A 21,047-nucleotide genomic window follows, 5' to 3' on the forward strand; every position below is an offset into this window, starting at 1 on the left:
GGCTTCCTGCCCGGCACCGCGCAGGAATATGGCGGCCTGATCAAGCACGGCGCAAAGCTGCTGTTCGCCTATTCGCAGTGCACGGTGCCGCTCGTCACCATCATCACTCGCAAGGCCTATGGCGGCGCCTTCGACGTCATGGCCTCGAAGGAGATCGGCGCCGACATGAACTACGCCTGGCCGACTGCGCAGATCGCGGTGATGGGCGCCAAGGGCGCCGTCGAGATCATCTTCCGCTCCGACATCGGCGACCCCGACAAGATCGCCGCGCGCACCAAGGAATACGAAGATCGCTTCCTCTCCCCGTTCATCGCCGCCGAGCGCGGCTACATCGACGACGTCATCATGCCGCATTCGACAAGGCGACGCATCGCGCGGGCGCTCGCGATGCTGAAGGACAAGAAGGTCGAGATCCCCGTGAAGAAGCACGACAATCTGCCGTTGTAGGGATGCCGTAGGGCATTCCAAAATCACGTGGCATCGATAGGCCGATTCGGCTATATTCCGACTATGATCGAAAATCTCAAAAAGCTTCTTGAAGCGGCCAAGACGGCCAATCCGACTCCCGCGCATCGGGAGGAGCAGCGGCGTAGCTTTGTTTACGGCAATACTCATTTTGAGAATGAGCTGATTACGCGCGAGATGGTTGATCGCGAAGCTGAGAAGTTGGCCAAGGACGAGAGATGACGGGTGAAGAGCGCGATCGGCGGGATAGTCGCGCGCTCGAGCCCGAACTAATCAGCGATCCCCTGGAAAAGGCGACTGCGGAAGCGAGAAATGGCTTCCGCCAGTATGACGCGGCGATTGCCGCAATACAGACTGCCCTCGAACGCGGGTCGTTCAGGCTGCGGCCTTCGCTCATTCTGGGTTTGCACCGTGAGGCGCTAACAGGAATTAGCTCCTATGCAGGCAACTATCGTCCCGGCGGAGTAGCAATAGAAGGCAGCAAGCACGAACCCGTCGGTGCACATCTGGTCCCCGAACTGGTCGAGGACATGTGCGATTATGTCAATGATCACTGGAACGAGAACTCGCCCATTCACTTGGCGTCCTATGTCATGTGGCGGCTGAATTGGATCCATCCCTTTGCGGACGGCAACGGGCGAACGTCGCGCATCGTGTCGTATGCCGTGCTTTCCGTTCGCGCCGGTTCGATCCTGCCTGGCACCCCCACGATTCCCGACCAGATTGTGGACAATCGTAAGCCGTATTTTGATGCCCTCGATGCGGCAGATGTGGCTTTTCGTGAGGGGAGGATCGACGTCTCTAAGATGGAAGATCTGCTAGCTGCGTTGCTCGCATACCAGCTAACCCAGTTTTATAAAGCGATGGGTGGAAAGCTTCCCGGCTAGCTCGCTCACAACGAACTGCAGGAGAGGATCACATGCCCACCGCCCTTTTCATCGTCCGTGCCACCGTCACCGACCCCGCGAAACGCGCCGCCTTCGACGCCTGGTATTCGCGCGCGCATTTGCCGGATGCGCTGAGATCGTTCCGTGCGCAGAAGGCGTGGCGGCACTGGAGCGCGACCGATCCGTCGCAACATCTGGCGACTTATCAGTTTGCGGACCAGGCCTCGCTCGAGCGTGCGGTTGGTGGCGAGGAGATGAAGCGGTTGATTGCCGACTTCAACCGCGATTGGCCTGACGTCACGCGGACGCGTGAGGTGCTGGTGTTGGCGGAGGAGATTGCGGCCTGATCGCCGCGTCGCGCCTACGCCGCCTTGCCCTGGTTCTTGAACATCTCCGCCGCGCGCTTCTTCAGTTCGTCGGGTGCGACGTCCTCGATGTGCGTGCCGAAGAACCAGCTATTGCCGGCGACATCCTTCACCCCGCCGGTGCGGTCACCGTAGAATTGGTCCGCCGGCTCCATGATCGAGGTCGCGCCGGCCTCGATGGCGCAGCGGTAGGCCGTGTCGACGTCGGGCACGTAGAGATAGAGCATGGCGGGCATGGCCTTGGCGTGCTCGGAGGCATCGGCAATCATCACCATGGAATCGCCGATCCTGAGTGTCGCATGCATGATCGTGCCGTCGGGCCGCAGCGTCGGCTCGTGATGTTTCCGCGCGCCCAGCGCCTGCTCCAGGAAGCTGATGATCTTCTCGGCACCCTCCACGATAAGATAAGGCGTCACGGTGTGAAACCCGTCTGGAGTCGGTCGTGCCTTTGCCGCCATGGCATTCTCCTTCGGAATTGGAGCTAACCCCGTTAACGCCGAGCGTCCATTTTGGTCGCATCGTGTCGGCAAAAAAACATCGTGGGCGAGTCCGCGGATGCAGAGGCGCGCGCGTTTGCCGCGGCGCTTTTTGTCGCGCCCAGCGCACGCGCAAAGTTCAGCGGGCATTCATCTCACGGCGGCAACACTGTTCGGGCATCACATGCTGAGCAAGAAAAGGACAATGTTCATGGAACGCCGCCACTTTTTGAAGATTGCATTGGGCGCTGCCGCAGGTGTGGCAACCTTTGCTGCAACCGCGCAAGCCGCGCCGATGATGCCACTAAGCGAAGACGCGCGGCGGCCTTCCAGCCCGGATGCCCATCCTGCGGTTTCCACCGGCGATGAAGTTGAAAAGCTCAAGCCCGAACAGGTGCAATGGCATGGCGGTCACGGGCATCGCGGTCATGGGCATGGAGGTCATGGACATCGTCGCCACTGGCATCCTCACCGGGGCTGGCGCCATCGCCATCGCCACTGGCACCGGCGGCACTGGCGTCGCTGGTGAGGCCAATCTAGTCTAGCAGGCTCACTGATCGAAAAAGGGCAGGGACCGCGTCCCTGCCCATTATTGTTTTGGCCACTAAAGTTTAGCGCGCTCTGCTCGGCCATCTGATTGGCCGAGCTTTGTTCGACTAGAGCTTCGGTTCTGATGGAATCAGATCCGAAGCTCTAGATTCTAGTTTTTGACGCGTTTTCTGCGCAGATAAGTCTACGCAATCTGCGTAAACTTGATTGCTATGCGAACCGGAGTCCACTTCGCTCGAAAACGCTCTACGCTTTAACGAAAAGTTTAGAAAGGCCGGCAGCGGCCATGGCGCCAAATGAAGCCGCGGGGGCAGACGCGAGGCGCCACCACCATTCTCGGTGCAGGCCGCACGTAGACGGCGCGGTTGGGTCGGCAACCGCCATACGGACCACGGTGAAAGCCGGGGCCGCAACCGCCCGCCGCGTTTGCGGAGCTGAAGCTCGCGACCATGCCAGCCGCAACGACAGCCGCCGCCAGAACATACTTCATTCTTGTTCTCCCATTGAGTTCTCGCCGCACGCGAATGCGACACAGTGATTCGCCGCGCTGGAGTGTCGCAGACGCCGCATCACTTGTCGCGGAGCATAGTTTCCAGGGCTGAACGCGATGTGAACGGAGCGGTTACTTCTTACCGTGGAGCAAAGAAACCTGCTACCAAGTTAGCGTTCTGCAACATTTGCCGGTGCAAATGACGAAGCAATGACGACGCCAGTTCTTCGCTGCGCTCGCGTGCTGCTATTCGCCAGTCCCGAATAGCGCAGCAAATCGCTTTTCGCCGTTCCGCGAAAAATTCACCACGCGGCTGCCCGGCGTCGTGTCGCGCGCCGCCCATTTCAACTCGGTGAAGCGCTCCATGATCGCAGCGCCCAGCGTGCCTGCCAGATGATGCCGCCGCTCGCTCCAGTCGAGGCACGCCTTGCACACGGGGCGGCGAGGATGGAGTAGCGCGTCGGCGTCGATCTGCAGCGCCTTCGCGATGAAGCGCTTGCCTTCGCCGGTCAGCTCCATCGCGTCCTTGCTCTGCCGGATCAGCCGCTGCTTCTTCATGCTGTCGAGCATCTGAACGCCGAGGTCGCCCGCGAGGTGATCGTAGCAGATCCGCGCGCGGCGGAGCGCGGGGTCCTTCGGCCCGGTGCGCACGCGCATGTGGCCGGCGCGCGCGGCAAGCCCCGCAAGCCCCTCCAGCACGCCTGCGACGTCGGTGCCGGTGAGGCGGTAATAGCGGTGGCGGCCCTGCTTTTCCGGCTCGATCAGCCCGCCGGTTTCGAGCTTTGAGAGATGCGAGCTCGCGGTCTGCGGCGTAATGCCAGCTTCCTGCGCAAGCTCGCTCGCGGTAAGTGCTCGGCCGCTCAACAGCGCGGTGAGCATGTTGGCGCGCGCGGGGTCGCCGACCAGCGACGCGACCATGGCGATGTCAGGACCAGCTTTCATACTTCGATCTTAGCCGAAGCATTAGCGTCGAGCAAGGCGTTATCATTCGCGCAACCTGATCGAAGTGTCGCACCGGTGCGAGGTGTCGCACCGGTGGCGACGAGGCGGTCCATCATTCCGCGTGCGCGGACGGATGCTTCCGCCGTCGCCCGCAACGACGCAAGCTGTGGGAGCAACCCATGACCATCACCGTGTTCATCCGCTACCAACTCGATCCCTTCAAACGCGCGCAGTTCGAGGAATATTCCAGGCGCTGGCTCACCATCATTCCCAAATGCGGGGGCGATCTGATCGGCTACTTCATGCCGCACGAGGGCACCAACAACATCGCCTTTGCGCTGATCTCGTTCGAAAGCCTTGCCGCCTACGAGGCCTATCGCGCACGGCTGCGCGCGGACGCCGAAGGCATGGCCAATTTCAACTTCGCCGAGGAAGAGAAATTCATCCTGGCCGAAGAGCGGACTTTTTTGCGCCCGGTTACGTTGTAGACTGTCGCCTTCCGGAACGAGGGAGGTGCCGATGATTGCCGTGATCTTCGAGGTCTGGCCGAAGCCCGAACTTCGGCAGCAATATTTCGATCTTGCCGCCGAGTTGCGGCCGATCCTGGAGAGCATTGACGGCTTCATTTCCGTGGAGCGCTTCGAGAGCCTGACCGAGAAGGGAAAGTTCCTGTCGATATCGTTCTTCCGCAATGAAGCCGCCGTCGAGGCCTGGCGCAATGTGGTGGAACATCGCAGGTCTCAGGCGAAGGGCCGCGCGGTCATATTTGAGGACTACCGGATCCGGATCGCCAGTGTGATCCGCGACTACGGCATGAACGATCGCGCGCAGGCGCCCAGGGACAGCCGTGCCGTTCATGAGCCGTACTAGCTCGCAATACCAATCATCGAAAGGAGAGCAAACATGCCGGTCACGATTGCCGAGAAGCGCGCTGCGTTCAGGAAGCTGCATGAGAGCGGCTGCTTCATCCTGCCCAACCCCTTTGACGTCGGCAGCGCCCGCGCACTGCAGCAACTCGGCTTCAAGGCGCTCGCCTCTACCAGCGCCGGCTTTGCCTGGACCATCGGCAAGGCCGACAACCGCGTCACGGTCGATGATGTCGTGGGCCATCTGACGGCGCTCTGCGCCGCCGTCGATCTGCCCGTCAACGCCGATTTCGAAGGCGGCTTTGCCGTCGAGCCGGATAGCGTTGCAACCAACGTTGCCCGCGGCGTCAGGACAGGGGTTGCGGGACTCTCGATCGAGGACTCGACCGGCGATGCGGCAAAGCCGCTGTACGATTCCAGCCTGGCGGTCGAACGCATCAAGGCCGCGCGCAAGGCGATCGACGCCGAGGATAGCGGCGTCCTGCTCACCGGCCGCTGCGAAGCCTTCCTGTGGGGACGGAACGATCTCAATCTCGTCATTGAGCGGCTGCAAGCCTATTCCGCCGGCGGCGCCGATTGTCTCTATGCGCCCGGCATCAAGACGCGGGAAGAGATCGCTGCAGTCGTAAAGGCGGTGCATCCCAAACCCGTCAATCTCCTGATCGGCGCCTCCGGCCTGTCGCTGCCGGAAGCCACCGATCTCGGCGTGCGCCGCATCAGCGTCGGCGGCTCGCTGGCACGCAACGCCTGGGCCGGCTTCATGAAAGCCGCACGCGAGATGGCGGAGCAGGGGACCTTCACCGAACTCGCCCACGGCTATCCCGGCGGCGAGCTCAACAAGATGTTCAAGTAGCGGTTCTCACAAGAAACACGGCGGGCAGATTGAGCCCGCCGTGCCTGCGAGAGTGTCGATACCTCTTACTTATTGCTGTCCGGCTTGGCCGAACGGTCGATCTCCTGGCCGGTCGGATTCGACTGCGGTGGTGTCGGGCGGTTGGTCGCCGCGCCCGTCGTCGTGCCGGGTTCGGTGTTGGCCTTCGGCGTGGTCGATGGAGATGCGGGGTTGGCCGGCTGGTTCTGCGCGCTCTGCGATGGCGGCGTCGTGCCGGCATTGTTAACGGACGTGTTGTTCAGGCCATAGAACACTGCGCCAAGCACCACCGCGATCGCAATCGCGAACATCGCGATCTTCGCACCACTGGCCGGGCCCTCGGCAAGCTCCGGATCAGGCTGCAACTCATTGTCCAGATTGTTGAGACGCGCCTGATGGCGGATCTCGTCCTCGGTCATATTGCTGCGGTCAGGGTCATTCGGTTGGTATGCCATTGGGGTTCCTCCGTTAGCCTAAGTTACAACTCGCGAGCGCTCCCTGACGTTCCCGGTCCCTGCGTGCTGCACGTCTTCGTCGAAGAAGAATGCACTGCACAAAAACACTCGAGCGAGAATCGCGCCTGCCGTTTGACGCCATGCCTGCATCCGCCCACCTGCTGCCGGCCTTCCGGGCACCTCACGGCGTTTCGCGCAACACCCCTCCGACGCACGAAGCGAAAACAAACCCGATCATTCCAGGCACGAAATTGCGAACTTCGAAAGCGAGGTGTCTCAGCACAGAATTGTGCTGCGCGGCCTTTGAAAACCGACATAGACTGGTTCTAAGGCGCTTGGATGACTAGCTAAAATCAGTTGCTGCGACCAAGGATTACGAGGGCTTAGATGGGAATCAACCAGGGTCCGATCAGTCTCGACCAGAAGTATACTCAGGGCACCGGCCATATCTTTCTGACCGGCATCCAGGCCCTGGTCCGTCTGCCGATGGCGCAGATCCGCCGCGACCGCGCAGCCGGCCTCAACACCGCGGGCTTCATCTCCGGCTATCGCGGCTCGCCGCTTGGCGGTTACGACCAGCAGCTCTTTGCGGCGAAGCACCATCTCGAGCAGTACAACATCAAGTTCCAACCGGGCGTGAACGAGGACTTGGCTGCCACGGCGGTCTGGGGCTCGCAGCAGCTCCACCTCTCGCCCGGCGCCAACTACGACGGCGTGGTTGGCATCTGGTACGGCAAGGGCCCCGGCGTCGACCGCTGCGGCGACGTGTTCCGCCACGGCAATGCGGCGGGCTCCGCCAAGCATGGCGGCGTGCTGTGTCTGGCCGGCGACGACCATGGCGCCAAATCCTCCACCGTGCCACATCAGTCCGACCATGCCTTCATCTCGGCGCTGATGCCCTATCTCTATCCGTCCAGCATCCACGAGATGATCGAGATGGGTCTGCTCGGCATCGCGATGTCGCGCTACTCCGGCTGCTGGGTCGGCATGAAGGTGATCACGGAGACAGTCGAGACCACGGCCGAGATCGACCTCAGCGACGAGATGACGCCGTTCGTGATCCCGACCGATTTCGAACTGCCGCCTGATGGCCTGAACATCCGCTGGCCCGACGACCGCTTCGAGCAGGACCGGCGCCTGCAGGACTACAAGGGCTATGCGGCGATCGCTTTTGCCCGCGCCAACAAGGTCAACCGCATCACCATGGATTCGCCGAACGCGCGCTACGGCATCATGGCCTCAGGCAAGAGCTATGAGGACATCCGTCAGGCGCTGCGCGAACTCGGCATCACGGAGGAGATCGCCGCCAAGATCGGCATCCGGCTCTACAAGATCGGCATGCCCTGGCCGCTGGAGCCGGAAGGCGTGCGCAACTTTGCCGTCGGCCTGGAGGAGATCTTCATCGTCGAGGAACGGCGCGAGATCGTCGAGAACCAGGTCAAGCAGGAACTCTTCAACTGGCGCGACGACGTCCGCCCGCGCATCGTCGGCAAGATGGACGAACACGAGAAGCGCTTCCTTACTTTCGCTGCCGAGCTCAGCGTCGCCTCGCTCGCGAGCTCGCTGACCGAGCGCCTGCTCCGACTCAATCTCAACCCTGAGATCGCCGAGATGCTGCGCGCCAAGGCCGATTGGTTCAACGGCCGCCAGGCGACGCAAATGCAGGCGACATCCCCGATCGCCCGCGTCCCGTATTTCTGCTCGGGCTGCCCGCACAACACCTCGACCAAAGTGCCGGAAGGCAGCCGCGCGATGGCCGGCATCGGCTGCCACTTCATGGCGCTGTGGATGAACCGCAACACCGAGACCTTCACCCATATGGGCGGGGAGGGCGTGCCGTGGGTCGGCATCGCGCCGTTCACCAACGAGAACCACATCTTCGCCAATCTCGGCGACGGCACCTATTTCCATTCCGGCATTCTGGCGATCCGGCAGGCGGTCGCTTCCAAGGCCAACATCACCTACAAGATCCTCTACAACGACGCGGTCGCGATGACCGGCGGCCAGCGTCACGACGGCGATCTGTCGCCGCAGCAGATCACCTTCCAGCTCCACGCCGAAGGCATCCGCGAGATCTACCTCGTCTCTGAAAATCCCGACGCCTATCCGGCCAGCACCATCGCGCCCGGCGTGAAGCTCGCCCATCGCGACGAGCTTGAGAACGTCATGAAGGCGTGCCGCGAGTTCAAGGGCACGTCCGCGATCGTGTTCGTGCAGACCTGCGCCGCCGAGAAGCGCCGCCGCCGCAAGCGCGGCCTGATGGAGGACCCGCAGCGCCGCGTGCTGATCAACCCCGCCGTCTGCGAGGGCTGCGGCGACTGCTCGGTGCAGTCGAACTGCATCTCGGTCGAGCCGCTGGAGACCGAGTTCGGCCGCAAGCGCACCATCAACCAGTCGACCTGCAACAAGGACTATTCGTGCGTGAAGGGCTTTTGCCCGTCCTTCGTCACCGTCGATGGCGGCAAGCTGCGCCGCCGCGCGCCGCCGGATCTCGGCGCCATCGGTGAGTTGCCGGAGCCGGCGACGCGGCCGTCGCTGGAGCGTCCCTACAACATCGCGGTTGGCGGTGTCGGAGGCACCGGCGTGCTGACGATCGGCGCGCTGCTCGGCATGGCCGCTCATATCGAAGGCAAGGCCAGCATGATCCTGGACATGTCGGGCCTTGCACAGAAGGGCGGGGCGGTGCTGAGCCACGTCCGCTTGTCCGATCACCCGGCCGACGTCACCTGTTCGCGCATCGTCACCGGCACCGCCGATCTCGTGCTGGCCGCGGACGAGGTGGTCGCGGCGTCCAAGGAGACGATCACGCTGTGCGAATCCGGCCGCACCGCCGGCATCATCAACAGCCATGTGATCCCGACCGCGGACTTCATCCTCAACCGCGACTTCAACTTCCAGGTTCGCAAGGTCAACTCGGTGCTGGAGAACGCACTGCGCCAGGACTCTGCGTTCTTCGATTTCACCAGGCCGGCCGAAGCCCTGCTTGGCGACAGCATCGCCACCAACATCATGATGATGGGCTACGCCTATCAGAAGGGCCTGTTGCCGCTGTCGGCGGCGTCGATCGAGCAGGCGATCGAGGTCAACGGCGTCTCGATCAAGATGAACAAGGAAGCCTTCCAGCTCGGCCGCCTTGCCGCCGCCGATCCGGCGCGGCTGGCCGCGATGATGAAGGACCAGGACGAGCCGGTCGCGCCGAAGACGCTGGATGCCATGACGCTGGACGAGATCATCGCCCACCGCAGCGCCCATCTCACGGCGTATCAGAGTAGCAGGTTGGCAAAACGCTATCGCAAGCTGGTCGACCAGGTGCGCGATGCCGCCACCAAGGGCGGCCACGGCGAAGCGCTGCCGCGCGCGGTTGCGATCAACTATGCCAAGCTGCTCGCCTACAAGGACGAGTACGAGGTGGCGCGGCTCTACACCGACGGCCGGTTCGAGCACCAGCTCCGCGAGCAGTTCGAAGGCGATTTCAAGTTCAACTTCAACCTCGCGCCGCCGATCCTGGCGCGCGGCGTTGACGCCCAGGGCCGCCCGAAGAAGCGCGCCTTCGGTCCGTGGATGCTGAATGCCTTCCGCGTGCTGGCCAGGCTGCGTTTCCTGCGCGGCACGCCGCTCGACCTCTTCGGCTATAGCGCCGATCGCAAGCTCGAGCGCGATTTGATCGCAGGCTACGAGAAGGACGTCGCGACCGTGCTCGGCCTGTTGTCGCCGGTCACGGTCGACACCGCTGTCGAGTTGCTCTCGCTGCCCGATCGCATCCGCGGCTACGGCCCGGTGAAGGAAAAGGCGGTGCAGGACGCAAAAACCCGCTACGCTCAGCTCGCCGCCGACCTGGCCAACCCGCCGCCGGCCCCGCGTCAGATGGCAGCTGAGTAGACGGTCGTCACCATCATCGTCGTCCCGGCCTTGGGGCGGGACCCATAACCACAGGCGTTTGTAGGCTGCTCCGCTACAACCGCTTGTCCCTGCCCACAACGCCATCCTGTGGTTATGGGTCCCCGCTTTCGCGGGGACGACGGAGAGATATCTGCCTCTCGCCGCACGGAATATTTCCGCGCTTGCCAAGGCCTGCCTGACGGTCCAGAAAAACGCTCGCACCAGAAACGCCAGCGGAGAACGAGTTGACCATCAAAGGCAAGGCTTACATTGCCGGCATCTATGAGCATCCCACCCGGCATGCTCCCGACAAATCCACCGCGCAGCTCCATGCCGAGGTTGCCAAGGGCGCGATCGAGGATGCGGGGCTCACCAAGGACGATATCGACGGCTATTTCCTCGCCGGCGATGCGCCCGGAGGGCTCTGGCCGATGGTCGATTATCTCGGCTTCAACACCAAGAAGTTGCGGCACGTCGATTCCACCGAGACCGGCGGCTGTTCCTACCTGATCCACCTGGGTCACGCAGCCGAAGCGATTGCTGCCGGCAAATGCTCGATCGCGCTGGTGACGCTCGCCGGCAAGCCGCGCACCGGCGTGATGCCGCCGCGCGCCGCCGGCGCCGAGGCCGATTTCGAATCCGCCTACGGGGCTACCACGCATAACGCCTACGGCATGTGTGCCATGCGCCATATGCACGATTACGGCACCACCAGCGAGCAGCTCGCCTGGATCAAGGTCGCCGCATCCCATCACGCGCAATACAACCCGCACGCGATGCTGAAGGAGGTCGTCACAGTCGAGGACGTCCTGAACTCACCGATGATTTCAGATCCGCTGCACCGCATGGATTGCTGCGTCGTCACCGACGGCGGTGGCGCGATGATCGTCACCACGAAGGAAATCGCGAAGAGCCTGAAGAAGCCGCTGGTGCGCCTGATCGGCCATGGCGAAGCGATGAAGGGCCCGCGTGGCGGCAAGGATCTCGATCTGACGTATTCCGCCGGCGTGTGGTCCGGCCCGCGCGCCTTCGAGGAAGCGGGCGTGACGCCGAAGGATATCAAATACGCCTCGATCTACGACAGCTTCACCATCACCGTGCTGATGCAGCTCGAAGACCTCGGCTTCTGCAAGAAAGGTGAGGGCGGCAAGTTCGTCGCCGACGGCAACCTGATTTCCGGCGTCGGCAAATTGCCGTTCAACACCGATGGCGGCGGGCTCTGCAGCAACCATCCCGTCAACCGCGGCGGCATGACCAAGATCCTCGAGGCCGTCCGGCAACTCCGCGGCGAAGCGCATCCGAAGGTGCAGGTGCCCAATTGCGATCTCGCGATCGCGCATGGCACCGGCGGCCTGCTCGGCGTCCGCCACGCCGCCTCGACCTGCATTCTGGAGCGCGTGTGATGACTGAAGCGAAGAAATACAATGCGCCGGTGACCAACCCGGAAACCGCGCCGTTCTGGGAAGCGGCCAAGCAGGGCAAGTTCCTGATCAAGCGCTGCACCGCCTGCGGCGAGCCGCATTACTTTCCGCGGTCGATCTGCCCGTTCTGCTTCTCCGACAAGACGGTGTGGGAAGAGAGCTCCGGCGAGGCCACCGTCCATACCTACAGCCTGATGCGGAAGTCGCCGACCGGCCCGTATGCGATCGCCTATGTCACGCTGAAGGAAGGCCCGTCACTGCAGACAAATATCGTCGACTGCGACCTGGACAAGATCAGGATCGGCCAGAAGGTGAAGGTGGTGTGGAAGCCGACCGATGGCGCGCCACTGCCGTTCTTCACGGCGGCCTAGCCTTAACCTTCTCCCCTTGTGGGAGAAGGTGGCGCGCATGCAATGCGCGCCGGATGAGGGGTTCTCTCCGCGAGTTCGGTGCTTGTGGAGGCGACCCCTCACCCGAACGAGTTTGAGGCCGGCCGCGGAGCTGCCCTCTCCCACAAGGGGAGAGGGCGCTGTAACGGGTGCCGGTGAAGAATCCGGGAGGAGTGAAAAAATGCCGATCAACTACGAGCAACTGATGGCCCTAAAAAATCTCGGCCAGAAGTACAGCTACAGCGATCGCGAGGTGATGCTCTACGCCTATGGCATCGGCATGGGCGCCGATCCCATGGACGAGCGCGAACTCGCTTTCGTCAATGAAGCGACGCTGACGCCGCGTCCGCTGAAGGTGGTGCCGACCTTCGCGTCCGTTGCGGCCTGGGGTGCCGGCCCCGGCGAAATGAACCTCAATCGCGTGCTGGTGGTCGATGGCGAGCGCGACATCAGCTTCCACAAGCCGCTCGCAACGGCCGCAAACATCACCGCCGATTCCAGCGTGCTCGACGTGTTCGACAAGGGCAAGGACAAGGGCGCGGTGATCCGCCACCAGACCATCCTGAGGGATGAGAAGGGCGAGAAGCTCGTCACGCTGGTCGCCTCGCGCTTCGCCCGCGGCGACGGCGGCTTTGGCGGACCGTCCGAGGGCCAGCCCGAGCCGCACAAGGTGCCCGAGCGCGCGCCCGACCGGACCGTCGACATCGCAACGCGCCCGGACCAGGCGCTGATCTACCGCCTCTGCGGCGACCGCAACCCGCTGCATTCCGATCCGGAGTTCGCGAAGAAAGCGGGCTTCCCGCGCCCGATCCTGCACGGCATGTGCACCTACGGCATCACCTGCCGCGGCGTGCTGCAAACCTACGCCGATTACGATCCGTCCGCCTTCAAGCAGCACGTCGCGCGCTTCTCTTCGCCGGTCTATCCCGGCGAGACCGTGACGATCGATCTCTGGAAGGACGGCAACGTGATCTCGTTCGAAGCCAAGGTGAAATCGCGCGGCGTCACCGTGATCCGCAACGGCAAGACGGTGCTGGGCTAGTCGGCCGTGGTTGAGGCGCTCTGAGTTTATTTCGTCATGCCTGGGCAAAAGCGCGAAGCGCGTCTTCGCGCTAGATGACCCGGGCATCCACGTTCTTTGTTGCAAATGGCGCCTAAGGCGTGGATGGCCGGGACGAGCCCGGCCATGACGGAGAGGAAGAAAAAACAAAACGGGAGAAGCAACCATGGGATTACTCGACGGCAAGGTGGCGCTGATCACCGGCGCGGGCGGCGGGCTCGGTGAGGCCTACGCAAGACTATTCGCACGCGAGGGGGCGGCGGTGGTGGTCAACGATCTCGGCGGCCCGCGCGATGGCTCGGGCGCCGACAAGTCGATGGCGCAGCAGGTGGTGGATGCGATCAAGGCCGAGGGCGGCCGCGCGGTCGCCAATGGGGCCGACATCTCGACGCTGGAAGGCGGCCAGTCGGTGTTCGACGATGCCATCAAGAATTTCGGCCGCGCCGACATCCTCGTCAACAATGCCGGTATCCTGCGCGACCAGACCTTCGCCAAATCGAGCGAGGCCGACTGGGACAGGGTGATCAAGGTGCATCTCAAAGGCACCTTCTGCTGCACGCTGCCGGTTTTCCGCTGGATGCGCGAGAACGGCGGCGGCGTCATCGTCAACACCTCCTCAACCTCGGGGCTGATCGGCAATTTCGGCCAGAGCAATTATGGCGCGGCCAAGGGCGGCATCTGGGGCTTCTCCAACGTGCTGGCGATCGAGGGCCGCAAATACAACATCCGGGTCTGGACGCTGGCGCCGGGCGCGCTGACCCGCATGACAGCAGACCTGCCCCGCTATAAAGAAAACCCCGGTGCCGCGCTCGGCCCGGACGGCATCGCGCCGGCCGTGCTATACATGGTCAGCGATTTGTCAGGCGACCAGACCGGCAAGGTGCTCGGCGTCTCCGGCCCGCGTGGGGTGCGGGAGATGCGGATGATGGAAATGGAAGGTTGGAAGCCGCCGTTCACGGGCTGGAAGGCCGAGGATATCGCCACCCACGCCAGCGAGATCTTCTTCTCCGAGGAGCAGATCAAGATGGGTGCGCGGCGGTTTTGATGGTTAACACGTCGTTCCGGGGCGCTCGAAGCACGAGCCCGGAATGACGAAAAGAGGATAGACGCACGAATGACAAAGCTCACCGCCCAGGCCGCCGGCACCTTTGCGATCGCGCCGACGCCGTTCCATGATGACGGCCGCATCGACGAGCGTTCGATCGACCGGCTCAGCGACTTCTACACCGAGGTCGGCTGCGACGGCGTCACCGTGCTCGGCATCCTGGGCGAAGCGCCAAAATTGGATGCAACCGAAGCGGAGCAGGTCGCACTTCGCTTCGTCAAGCGCGCCAAGGATCTGCAGGTGATCGTCGGCGTGTCCGCGCCGGGCTTCGCCTCGATGCGTTCGCTGGCCAAGGCATCGATGGATGCGGGGGCCGCCGGCGTCATGATCGCGCCGCCGCCGCATTTGCGCACCGACGACCAGATCACCTCCTATTTCAAGCAGGCGCAGGAAGCGATCGGTGACGATATTCCGTGGGTGCTGCAGGATTACCCGCTGACGCTCACGGTGGTGTTCACGCCGGCGGTGATCCGCAAGATCGTGATGGACAGTCCGTCCTGCGTGATGCTCAAGCACGAGGATTGGCCGGGCCTGGAGAAGATCACGACGCTGCGCAATTTCCAGAAGGACGGCTCGCTGCGGCCGCTGTCGATCCTGGTCGGCAATGGCGGCCTGTTCCTCGATTTCGAGATGGAGCGCGGCGCCGACGGCGCGATGACCGGCTACGCATTCCCCGAGCTCCTGATCGACGTGGTCAAGCTCTCAAAGGCCGGCAAACGCGACGCCGCGCATGATCTGTTCGACGCCCATCTGCCGCTGATCCGCTACGAGCAGCAGCCGGGCGTCGGGCTCACCGTGCGCAAATATGTGCTGCAGAAGCGCGGCATCATCGCCTCCAGCGCGCAGCGCAAGCCGGGCGCCGTCATCACGCCGCAGGCGAGGGCGGAGGTCGATTACCTGCTGTCGCGCGTGGCCCGCGTCGACCGCCGCGCCAACCTGCAGCCGCAGTCCAGCGCCGCAGGCTGAATTCTTACACCTCATGGTGAGGAGGCGCATAGCGCCGTCTCGAACCATGAGGCCCGGATGTTTCCGCATCATCCTTCGAGACGCGGCCGATGGCCGCTCCTCAGGATGAGGTCCTGAGGAGTGAGCCGCCATGGCCGAGATCGTCACGCCGCGCCCTGCCTCCACCATCCTACTGCTGCGGGATGCCGCCGCGCGGCGCGAAATCGAAATCTTCATGATGGTGCGCCATTACGAGATCGATTTCTCCTCCGGCGCGCTGGTGTTTCCCGGCGGCAGTGTCGACAAGGGCGACAAGGAGATCATCGCCAACCACGCGCTCTATTCCGCGGGCGAGGGGCTCGACGAGAGCGCGCTCAGCTTCCGCATCGGCGCGATCCGCGAGACGTTCGAGGAGAGCGGCATCCTGCTGGCGCGGCCGAAGGGATCGAGCGAGCTGGTGGATGCCGGACGGGCCCACGAGATCGAGCTCGCGCATCGGAGCCGGCTCTGCGAAGGCAAGACCAGCTTCCTGAACGTGCTGGCCGAGACCGGCATGGTGCTGGCGCTGGACGAACTCGTGCCTTACGCGCACTGGATCACGCCGGAAGGCATGTCCAAGCGGTTCGACACCTGGTTCTTCCTTGCCGCGGCGCCCCCGGAGCAGCTCGGCGCCCATGACGGCAGGGAATCCACAGATTCGATCTGGGTTTCCCCTCGGGAGGCGCTGGAGGGCGGGGAGAGTGGCCGCTTCAAGCTGCCGTTCCCGACCACCCGCAACCTGATCAGGCTCGGCAAGCAGGCCAGCGTCGGAGAGGCGCTGCAGGACAGCCGCGGCAAATCCATCGTCACGGTGATGCCTATCATGACCAAGACCGCCACCGGCCGCCAGCTCCGTATCCCGCTCGAGGCCGGCTATGACGGCGAGGTCTTCGAGGTCGGCTCCGCCGGCTAGAGCATGATCCGGAAAAGTGGAAACCGGTTTTCCGAAAAAGATCATGCTCAACAAAGAGATTAGATCATGATCCGATTTCGTCTAATCGGATCATGATCTAATCGCCAGCGGCGCGCCTGCTCAGCCCGGACGGACTATGTGGGCCTCTTAATGGAGAAGTCTCCGCAGACGTAATTCCAGTTCGTCAGCACCTTGTTGATCCATGCCCGGTCCGAAGAAACGATCAATCCAGTGATGTTTTTCGAGTCCGCGCCGAACATGGGCTTCATTGCGAGCACGTTTTCAAACGATACGGTGGTGTCATCATTCTTGGCCTTGAAGACAAGAAAAATAGATGACGCTCCGTCGATGAACAGTCCTGTCGTGTCTTTCGCTTCTTCGTAACAGCCGAAACGGATGTATCGTCGCTCGGGAGGAGGCTGAGTATTTTCGTCGGTGAGCTTATTGATAAAATCGAAACGTTTGTAAGAACCGTTGCTACCGGCGACCAGATCCGAGGTCTTGTCGACGACTGCAATATCTTCGGCAAGAAGAGTGGTGAGATGGTCGGTCGCTTGCTTTGGATGCGGATTGTTGCGTGCGTATTGGGCGAGAGAAGTGACGAGATCGTCGACCTTGGCAGCTATCACCCTGAATTTCGGTTGAGTGCTGCTTAGATCGACGGGTGGAATAATTCGGTCAACGTCCTCCTGGCTGAATTTTTGCTCGGCCTGGAAATCCTTCCAGATTAGACTGTCCTGATCTCTGCGGGCCGTAATCGCCATCGCGTAAGGGCGCAAAAGGCATTGCACTGTCTGGTCTTTGTCGAGGCCGGCTTTGCCGGCAAGCGACATCATCCCATAGGCAATATCGAGTGTGTTGCGGAAACCAAGGTCGAAGATCCCAAAACTGGCAACTCGGCAGCTTTGCTCGAGCTTGGTTGCGTCAATCTTGTCTGGCGCAGCCTTCACCTGAGCGCGAAGATCGTCGCGGAAGCTTGGATTTCTGTCCAGCACGATCGATTCGATTGATCGGATCGTCACGTTAATGGCAGCGTAGTCGGTGACGTAGCGGTAGGTCCCGGTCCGCAAGATATCGACCGGTCTCGTCTGGGTACTTCCCGATTTCAGCGCGCCGAGCAACTTGCTGAAAGGGTCGGCCGCGGACTGCAAGTTGGTGATCTTCGAGGCGACCGCAGTCGGCAACGCTTGCCCTGTGAAGAACGAGAACAGCGGCGATACGATGCCGAGCAGACCGGATACAAACTGTCCAATCGGGCCGCTGGCTGGATCGTCGCTTTCGTTCTTCACTGCGACCAAAGCGAGTTTCGAGCCTGGGACGAGGAAATCTTTCTTGCAGTCCCGATAATCGTACGACGTCCAGTCCTTGCTGCTCGCGCTATAGGCCTGAACAGCTCCGATCGCATCGCTCGGGAGCTTGTCCACGGCGGGAGTGCCTGTGCCGACAGATTTTGTAATCAACACGAGAAGGCTGCGTGTCTTGCCGGTCCATGCGTTCGTCACGCCCTCAAGCGATCCGCCGCGTGGAGTGCATCGGACCTCGACGGCGTAAAGGCCGAGACTTTGAACCTTCGAATTTCTCGATGGAGGCCTGGTCCAATCAACTTGATCTTTCCAAGCGGCACTGACAGGCGTGGCGACGGTAAGAAAACTCAAGAACGATAGCAACTTCGCAAAACGATGCCCCATAAAAGCCCCCACTATCAAAGATTGCACGACTAGCAGGCGCAATAGTTGGATGCAAGCTGCCGCCCTGACCAACGATCGTTTCGTCTGTTCTGTCGTTTGGTCTACGCGTGGTCTGTGCGGACGAGCAATGTAAGGTTGTGTCGTGCGCCGATGGAATCGCTGTGTTCGATTTCGCGGCGGCCCCGTCTCCTCGGCACACGGCCTTCGCCTTCCAGGCTGCGCCGTTGAAGGGCGGTATCCTGTGGCCAGCTTTCTCAACGTGCCTATCGATGGGCCCCCGCGCGGCACTGGAGGGGCACAAAGCCCGCTTTGGGGGTCGGGCCCGGTTTCCACGGAGCCGAATTACGTCGTATATTGGGGTCGATTTCAGCCTGGCCCCCCTTCGCATGACCTCCGAGTTGCCGCCGAATCCGCCCCAGAAGCGACCGTTCGCGCTGTCGATCGGTCAGCTTACTTTCGGCAGCTTCCTCCTGGTGCTGGCGGTGATCATCATCACCTCGACCGCCAGCGTGATCGCGATCCGTCACATCGACGCCACGTTCGGCGAGCTGCAGCGGCTGCAGAGCGTCGGCGACCTGGCGGAGGATATCGATCGCAGGATGAACGAGCTGCGGCTTGCGGCACGCGACTTCGTCACTGATCCCGGCACGCAGACGATCCAGGTCGGCGAGGCCGCCAGCGCGCTCGGCGAGGCGCTGAAGAAGACCAGGATCGAGCTTGCCCCCGAGCAGCAGGACATGATCGACGGCGTGACCGAGCGCCTCGCCACCTACCGCGGCGGTATCGAGCGCATCTCGGCGCTGATCAACCGCCGCGCCGAGCTGATCATCGGTCTGCCGCCATTGCGCGAGGCCTTCGAAAAGGCGGTAGCCGAAACGTCCGATTCCGCGACTGCGTCCACCCTGCTGCAGGCCCAGGGCCGCATCGCCACCGCGCTGCTTGCCCACAACCCGTCCGCGGCCGAGCAGGCGGCGCAGAGCATGCGGTCGATGACCATCACTGAGCCGGCGCTGCGCACGGCCGTGAACAATTACGCCGACGCGGTCGTCGCAATATCGATCCGGGAACGCCAGATCGCCGATATCGACCGTGAGGTGCTGGGCACCGAGGGACGGCTGATCCAGCGCGTGACCGAGCTGTTGCGCGAACTCAGCTCCCGCCGCGGTCACATCCTGTCGCGGGATTTCGCGCGCACGCTTACCGAGGCGAAATGGCAGAGCATCGTGCTTGGCTCGGCCGGCGTGCTGATCGGGATCTTCGCCGCGCTGCTCGTGGTCCGCCGCACCGTGCGGCCGCTCGCCTCAATCACCAAGTCGATCCGCGCGGTCGCAGCCGGCGAGAAGAGCGCGTCGATCCCGGCGACCGACGTCGACAACGAGATCGGCGAGATCGCCCGCGCCGCCGAGGTATTCCGGAAGACGCTGGTCGATGCGGATACCGCGCGCGAAGCAGCGGTGCGCGCGCTCGCCGAGCAGCGGCTTGCAGAAGAGAGCTATCGCAAGCTGTTCGAATCTTCCATCGACGGAATTTATGTGACGACGCCGGGCGGCGCGCTGCTCAATGCCAATCCGGCGCTGGCGTGGATGATGGGCTATGCCACGCCGCAGGACCTGATCAACGGCATCGACGACGTCGCCTCCAATGTCTATGTCGATCCGGCCGCGCGCACCGAATACCAGCGGCTGATGGACCGCGACGGCATGGTGCGCGACTACGAATATCAGGTCCGTTCCCGCAGCGGCGCGGTGCTGTGGCTGTCCGACAGCGCGAGCGCGGTGCGCGACGAGAAAGGCGAGGTGATCCGCTACGAAGGCACGGTGCGCGACATCACCGACCAGAAGCGGGCCGAAGACGCGATCGCCGAAGGCCGGCAGTTGCTGCAGATGGTGATCGACACCGTTCCGGCCGTGATCAACGTCAAGGATCGCAATCTGCGCTACGTCCTGATGAACCGCTACATGGCCGGCATTTTCGGCATCGAGGCGCACGAGGCGCTCGGCCATACCACCGGTGAGCTGATGGCACGCTATGGTGCTGCAAAGACCGACGAGAACGATAAACGGGTGTTGTCGGGGCGAACGGAGCTCGGCTTCTACGAGGAGGAGTACAAGGACGTCGCCGGCAACATGCGGCAATGGCTGGTCAACAAATTGCCGATCCTCGACGTCAACGGCGAGATCGAGAACATCGTTACGGTGGCGCTCGACATCGGCGAGCGCAAGCGCAGCGAGCATGAGATGCGGAAAGCGCGCGACGCTGCGGAAGCGGCGCTACGCAATTTGCGCGAGACGCAGAACTCGCTGATCGAGGCGGAAAAGCTCGCGGCCCTCGGGCGGCTGGTCGCGGGCGTCGCGCATGAGGTCAACAATCCCGTCGGTATCAGCCTCACCGTCGCCTCCGCGCTCGAGCGCAAGGCGGCGACCTTTGCCGCGCAGGTCGAGCGCGGCGAGTTGCGGCGTTCGAGCCTGAACGATTTCCTTGCCACGACGAGCGATGCGTCCTCGCAGCTCGTCGCCAATCTCAACCGTGCCGCGGAACTGATCCAGTCGTTCAAGCAGGTCGCCGCCGACCGCAATTATTCCGATCAGCGCAACTTCGACCTCGGCGACCTCACCGAGCAGGTGGTGATGAGTCTGAGGCCGGGTCTGCGCAAGCACAATCTGACGCTGAATGTCGATTGCCAGCCGAGCCTAATCATGAATTCCTATCCCGGCCCTTATGGCCAGGTGCTAACCAATCTCTTCCTCAATTCGGTCGCGCACGCCTTTCCCGACGGCAAGCCGGGTATCGTCGACATCCAGGTTCGCGCTTCCGGCAGGGACAATGTCGAGGTCATCTTCTCCGACAATGGCTGCGGCATGTCGCTCGACGTGCGCCGCCGCGCCTTCGATCCGTTCTTCACGACGCGCCGCGACCAGGGCGGCACCGGCCTCGGGCTTCACATCGTCTACAGCATCGTCACCACGCGCTTAGGGGGCCGTCTCGATCTCGACTCCGAGCCCGGCGGCGGCACCCGCATCCAGATCATCCTGCCGCGCGTCGCGCCCGTGGAGCAGGCCGCGGAGTAGTTATCGTTGCGGCCGGCGCTGGGTCCGCAAACTCGGATCGCCTCGCCCCGCTTGCGGGGAGAGGCCGGAATTCAAGCACAGCTTGAATTCCGGGTGAGGGGCTCTCTCCACGAACTCATCTCTTACTGTGCTCGTGGAGACAGCCCGTCACCCCAACCCTCTCCCCGTAAGAAC

21 protein-coding genes are annotated in these 21,047 nt (G+C 62.8%); 16 read left to right on the forward strand and 5 right to left on the reverse strand.

Going from position 1 to position 21,047, the window contains the following annotated elements:
* From ACZXDY_RS15390 to ACZXDY_RS15405, 4 genes are all read left to right on the forward strand, one after another.
* Positions 1-447, forward strand: a 447-nt coding sequence (locus ACZXDY_RS15390) for a carboxyl transferase domain-containing protein (protein WP_464346059.1), incomplete at its 5' end; no start/stop codon positions are given.
* A 63-nt stretch (positions 448-510) separates the two neighbouring features.
* Positions 511-687, forward strand: coding sequence for a hypothetical protein (locus tag ACZXDY_RS15395; protein ID WP_464346060.1), 177 nt, complete (start codon positions 511-513; stop codon positions 685-687).
* Positions 684-1,352 carry a Fic family protein gene (locus ACZXDY_RS15400; RefSeq protein ID WP_464346061.1) on the forward strand — a complete coding sequence of 223 codons (669 nt, stop codon included), beginning with the start codon at positions 684-686 and terminating at the stop codon, positions 1,350-1,352. Before ACZXDY_RS15395 ends, ACZXDY_RS15400 begins: the two co-directional genes overlap by 4 nt.
* Positions 1,353-1,384: 32 nt before the next feature.
* Positions 1,385-1,699 (forward strand): hypothetical protein, encoded by a 315-nt coding sequence (locus ACZXDY_RS15405; RefSeq protein WP_464346062.1) that lies wholly within the window; start codon positions 1,385-1,387, stop codon positions 1,697-1,699.
* A 14-nt stretch (positions 1,700-1,713) separates the two neighbouring features.
* Here the strand turns inward: ACZXDY_RS15405 and ACZXDY_RS15410 are convergent, their stop codons facing one another.
* The gene (locus ACZXDY_RS15410; protein ID WP_028164065.1) at positions 1,714-2,175 is read right to left on the reverse strand and encodes a VOC family protein; all 462 of its coding nucleotides are present in this window, start codon (positions 2,173-2,175) and stop codon (positions 1,714-1,716) included.
* A 422-nt stretch (positions 2,176-2,597) separates the two neighbouring features.
* Between ACZXDY_RS15410 and ACZXDY_RS15415 the strand changes: the two genes are divergently transcribed.
* Complete coding sequence (locus ACZXDY_RS15415; RefSeq protein WP_464346063.1) at positions 2,598-2,738, forward strand: hypothetical protein; 141 nt, start codon at positions 2,598-2,600, stop codon at positions 2,736-2,738.
* A gap of 269 nt (positions 2,739-3,007) precedes the next feature.
* Here the strand turns inward: ACZXDY_RS15415 and ACZXDY_RS15420 are convergent, their stop codons facing one another.
* Together ACZXDY_RS15420 and ACZXDY_RS15425 are read right to left on the reverse strand one after the other, a co-directional pair.
* On the reverse strand, positions 3,008-3,232 hold the full coding sequence (locus tag ACZXDY_RS15420) for a GCG_CRPN prefix-to-repeats domain-containing protein (protein WP_080663701.1): 225 nt from the start codon (positions 3,230-3,232) through the stop codon (positions 3,008-3,010).
* Positions 3,233-3,478: 246 nt separating this feature from the next.
* On the reverse strand, positions 3,479-4,174 hold the full coding sequence (locus ACZXDY_RS15425) for an ArsR/SmtB family transcription factor (protein WP_028164064.1): 696 nt from the start codon (positions 4,172-4,174) through the stop codon (positions 3,479-3,481).
* A 179-nt stretch (positions 4,175-4,353) separates the two neighbouring features.
* Between ACZXDY_RS15425 and ACZXDY_RS15430 the strand changes: the two genes are divergently transcribed.
* The 3 genes from ACZXDY_RS15430 to ACZXDY_RS15440 are packed head-to-tail and all read left to right on the forward strand — an operon-like array spanning position 4,354 to position 5,893.
* Positions 4,354-4,662, forward strand: coding sequence for an NIPSNAP family protein (locus ACZXDY_RS15430; protein WP_464346064.1), 309 nt, complete (start codon positions 4,354-4,356; stop codon positions 4,660-4,662).
* A gap of 31 nt (positions 4,663-4,693) precedes the next feature.
* On the forward strand, positions 4,694-5,044 hold the full coding sequence (locus ACZXDY_RS15435) for an antibiotic biosynthesis monooxygenase family protein (protein WP_028164062.1): 351 nt from the start codon (positions 4,694-4,696) through the stop codon (positions 5,042-5,044).
* A gap of 33 nt (positions 5,045-5,077) precedes the next feature.
* A complete protein-coding gene (locus ACZXDY_RS15440; protein WP_464346065.1) occupies positions 5,078-5,893 on the forward strand; it encodes an isocitrate lyase/PEP mutase family protein in 816 nt (271 codons plus the stop codon).
* A 65-nt stretch (positions 5,894-5,958) separates the two neighbouring features.
* Here the strand turns inward: ACZXDY_RS15440 and ACZXDY_RS15445 are convergent, their stop codons facing one another.
* Positions 5,959-6,366 (reverse strand): hypothetical protein, encoded by a 408-nt coding sequence (locus ACZXDY_RS15445; RefSeq protein ID WP_130230342.1) that lies wholly within the window; start codon positions 6,364-6,366, stop codon positions 5,959-5,961.
* 387 nt (positions 6,367-6,753) lie between these two features.
* Between ACZXDY_RS15445 and ACZXDY_RS15450 the strand changes: the two genes are divergently transcribed.
* The 7 genes from ACZXDY_RS15450 to ACZXDY_RS15480 all read left to right on the forward strand — a co-directional run bounded on the left by ACZXDY_RS15450 (position 6,754) and on the right by ACZXDY_RS15480 (position 16,117).
* Complete coding sequence (locus ACZXDY_RS15450; protein ID WP_464346066.1) at positions 6,754-10,245, forward strand: indolepyruvate ferredoxin oxidoreductase family protein; 3,492 nt, start codon at positions 6,754-6,756, stop codon at positions 10,243-10,245.
* A gap of 245 nt (positions 10,246-10,490) precedes the next feature.
* A complete protein-coding gene (locus ACZXDY_RS15455) occupies positions 10,491-11,648 on the forward strand; it encodes a thiolase domain-containing protein (RefSeq protein WP_464346067.1) in 1,158 nt (385 codons plus the stop codon).
* Positions 11,648-12,037 (forward strand): Zn-ribbon domain-containing OB-fold protein, encoded by a 390-nt coding sequence (locus ACZXDY_RS15460; protein ID WP_464346068.1) that lies wholly within the window; start codon positions 11,648-11,650, stop codon positions 12,035-12,037. The genes ACZXDY_RS15455 and ACZXDY_RS15460 overlap by 1 nt, the downstream gene beginning before the upstream one ends.
* A 199-nt stretch (positions 12,038-12,236) precedes the next feature.
* The gene (locus ACZXDY_RS15465) at positions 12,237-13,097 is read left to right on the forward strand and encodes a MaoC family dehydratase (RefSeq protein ID WP_464346069.1); all 861 of its coding nucleotides are present in this window, start codon (positions 12,237-12,239) and stop codon (positions 13,095-13,097) included.
* A 184-nt stretch (positions 13,098-13,281) separates the two neighbouring features.
* Complete coding sequence (locus tag ACZXDY_RS15470; protein ID WP_464346070.1) at positions 13,282-14,160, forward strand: SDR family oxidoreductase; 879 nt, start codon at positions 13,282-13,284, stop codon at positions 14,158-14,160.
* Positions 14,161-14,229: 69 nt separating this feature from the next.
* A complete protein-coding gene (locus ACZXDY_RS15475) occupies positions 14,230-15,186 on the forward strand; it encodes a dihydrodipicolinate synthase family protein (protein ID WP_464346071.1) in 957 nt (318 codons plus the stop codon).
* 130 nt (positions 15,187-15,316) lie between these two features.
* Positions 15,317-16,117, forward strand: coding sequence for an NUDIX hydrolase (locus ACZXDY_RS15480; protein WP_130228662.1), 801 nt, complete (start codon positions 15,317-15,319; stop codon positions 16,115-16,117).
* Between the two features lie 134 nt (positions 16,118-16,251).
* Here the strand turns inward: ACZXDY_RS15480 and ACZXDY_RS15485 are convergent, their stop codons facing one another.
* On the reverse strand, positions 16,252-17,877 hold the full coding sequence (locus ACZXDY_RS15485) for a hypothetical protein (RefSeq protein WP_464346072.1): 1,626 nt from the start codon (positions 17,875-17,877) through the stop codon (positions 16,252-16,254).
* 314 nt (positions 17,878-18,191) lie between these two features.
* Between ACZXDY_RS15485 and ACZXDY_RS15490 the strand changes: the two genes are divergently transcribed.
* A complete protein-coding gene (locus ACZXDY_RS15490) occupies positions 18,192-20,873 on the forward strand; it encodes a PAS domain S-box protein (RefSeq protein ID WP_464346073.1) in 2,682 nt (893 codons plus the stop codon).
* The last annotated feature ends 174 nt before the right edge of the window (positions 20,874-21,047 follow it).

The sequence above is a fragment of the Bradyrhizobium sp. LeoB3 genome, from assembly GCF_055456055.1.